The organism is Chitinophaga sp., from assembly GCF_036569125.1.
Classification (GTDB): domain Bacteria; phylum Bacteroidota; class Bacteroidia; order Chitinophagales; family Chitinophagaceae; genus Chitinophaga.
Genome location: NZ_DATCRF010000720.1, coordinates 1 through 2,897 on the forward strand (window position 1 = coordinate 1; position 2,897 = coordinate 2,897).

The following is a 2,897-nucleotide window of genomic DNA, read 5'->3' on the forward strand; positions in this document are numbered from 1 at the left end:
GGTTAAGACGCATCCCTTTCACGGATGAATCACGGGTTCGATTCCCGTACGCGGTACTTGTAGAATTGCTCAAATTGAGGGCGCATCCGAAAACGATGCGCCCTTTTTCTTTTCGGGTCGTTTCCGCAACCCCGCCAAACCGGAGCTGTTAGCGCGCAGCAGTGTTGACACCTGCCATAAAATGCTATTGTTCCGGCAACGGCCCGGCGGGCGCAGCATCTGAAGCCGGTCCGGTACTACAGGAATTACCAGCCCTTCTTTATATTTATATATGTATTTTGAATTTGTACCTAATCCGCAGTTTGATTTTCTGACGAGCTTTGCCCAAAAGTTCAACATTCCCCTGGAAGGTGACCGGCTGATCATTCCGCCTGTTATGGGTACCGGTAGTATCAGGAAGATCACCTTATCGCCTGGAATGAAGCTTGTCATCCACCGTTATAAGCTCCACGAGGATTTTATCCTGAACAGGATAGGAATTGATGCGCCCAACAATCTTGTAAGCGTTATATTTCATAGCAATGAAGCCACAGCCAGCGTGGATACCGGGGAAAAAGCCGATCCTCTTTCACGAAGCAGCGCATTTGCCATACAGATCGCATCAACGGACCTTAACTCACAGATCCGTTTTCCCGCCAATACAGATATCTACTTTCTGGTAGCAGGCATTATGAAAGATACCCTGAAAGAGCTGCTTGCTATCAAAGAGCCTAACGGTGTTGTACAAACTATATTAAACGGAGCACCCGGATTCCTGTTCTATGAAAGCATGAGTGTTGAGATACATAAGATCGTGAAGCAGGTGACGGATGCCCGTGAAGATAATGAGCTGGGTAACTTTTATCACCGGCTTAAGATGCAGGAATTACTTTACCTGGTATTTGAAAAGCTTCAGAAGCGGGAAACCCAGCACCATAGCACGGTTCATAAAGACGATGTAGAAAAGCTGTCTTTGATCAGAACAGCCATTCTTTCAGATCTTGCTGTGCCACCCAGCCTGCCGGAGCTCGCAAAAATGGCGGGATTCGGCGAAACAAAGATGAAAGACTTATTTAAACAGGTATTCGGCGATACGATCTACAACTATTATCAGCAAGCCAGGATGGAAGAAGCGGCCTTTCTCCTTAAACACGGCGGCTTATCTGTTTCAGAAACAGGCTACCAGCTTGGGTTCGCCAATCTCAGTCACTTCGGACGCATCTTCGAGAAATATCATGGGATGAAGCCCAAAAAATACGCCGCTGGCGGATAAGACTATTTTTCAGCCATAAGCAGCTATTTTCCACCTCGGTGATGGAGCAATTTTGTGTTGTCATCAACAACGATAACAACATGAACACATTACTAGCGCCTTATAATAAAGGCTCTTTACAGCTGAAAAATCACCTGGTCATGGCGCCCATGACCCGCAGCCGGGCAATCAACAACCTGCCAAACGAACTAATGGCAGCCTATTATGCACAAAGGACCGGAGCCGGTCTTATTATTACGGAAGGCACCGCACCATCACCCAATGCGCTGGGTTATTCAAGAATTCCCGGCATCTTTTCCAAAGAACAAGCAAACGCCTGGAAAGCCATAACCACTGCGGTACATGCAGCAGGAAGCAAAATGTTCCTGCAGCTCATGCACACCGGGCGTATCGGTCATCCGGCCAACCTGCCTGCCGGCGCCCGCCTGGTAGGCGCATCCACGATCAAAGCTGCCGGAGAGATCTGGACGGATACAGCAGGCAACCAGGCTTACCCCGAACCTCATGCGTTAACGGATGAAGAAGTGGAGGCCGTAATAGCCGAGCATGTGCACGCAGCCCGCAATGCGATAGCAGCCGGCTTTGACGGTGTGGAGCTGCATGGCGCCAATGGATACCTGGTAGAACAGTTCCTGAACCCGCATGTTAATAACCGTACCGACCGCTGGGGCGGCAGCATAGAGAACAGGGTTAGGTTTGCTGTCAGGGTAGTACAGGAAATGGCTGCTGCGATCGGGGCCGGCAAGGTAGGTGTACGCTTTTCTCCATACTCCACCCTGGGCGACCTCCCATCCTATGAGGAACAGGAAGTGCATGAAACCTATGCGCTGCTGGCGGCGGAGCTGAACAAAAGCAATATTGCCTACCTGCATATAGGAGTGTCTGCCGTTATTCCTCAAAAGACCTTCGATGCCATACGGGAAAATTTTAAAGGAACGATCATCCTTTGCAACGGCCTTACGCCTGAAACGGCGGAGACAGCGCTGAATGCAGGTTTTGCCGACCTGGTTGCCTTTGGCCGCGCCTACCTTGCCAATCCCGACTTAGACAAACGGATTGCAACAGGAGCCACTTTAAATCAACCCGATTATAACACCCTTTATACCCCCGGTTCCGCGGGTTATACGGACTACCCTGTACTATGAAAAAGATAACATATAACCGCTTCGGCGGAACGGAAGTATTGCAAATGACGGACGCCCCCATGCCTGAAGGAGACATCATTGTAAAAGTGAAGGCTGCTTCCATTAATCCACTTGACTGGAAGCTGTGGCAGGGAGATATGAAGCTGATGAGCGGACGTAAATTCCCAAAATCAGTGGGGATCGACTTCTCAGGCATCGTAGAACAGGGCAGCGGTAAATATCATAAAGGAGACGAAGTATTCGGCATAACCAGCATATTCAAAGGCGGCGCGCTCGCGGAATATGTAGCAGTAAAAGCGGAAGATATTGCCCGCAAGCCCGCCGGTATAACCTTTGAAGAAGCAGCAGGCCTTCCTGTGGCCGGTGCTGCCGCCCTGCAGATCTTCGACAAGCTATTGAAGATAGCACCCGGTATGCAGGTGCTGATCAACGGCGCAGGCGGAGGCATTGGCCCGCTTGCCATTCAGCTGGCTAAAAAAGCAGGAGCCAGTGTTACAGCG

3 protein-coding genes are annotated in these 2,897 nt (G+C 50.2%); all 3 read left to right on the plus strand.

Annotation, left to right across the window (positions count from 1 at the left end; all coding sequences use genetic code 11):
* Nucleotides 1–271 precede the first annotated feature (271 nt).
* A complete protein-coding gene (locus VIM87_RS26685) occupies nucleotides 272–1,252 on the plus strand; it encodes an AraC family transcriptional regulator (protein WP_331999938.1) in 981 nt (326 codons plus the stop codon).
* A gap of 80 nt (nucleotides 1,253–1,332) precedes the next feature.
* Entirely contained in the window at nucleotides 1,333–2,397 is a 1,065-nt protein-coding gene (locus VIM87_RS26690) for an alkene reductase (protein WP_331999939.1), read from the plus strand.
* The coding region (locus tag VIM87_RS26695; protein ID WP_331999940.1) for an NAD(P)-dependent alcohol dehydrogenase at nucleotides 2,394–2,897 on the plus strand (504 nt) is incomplete at its 3' end. The genes VIM87_RS26690 and VIM87_RS26695, both read left to right, overlap by 4 nt.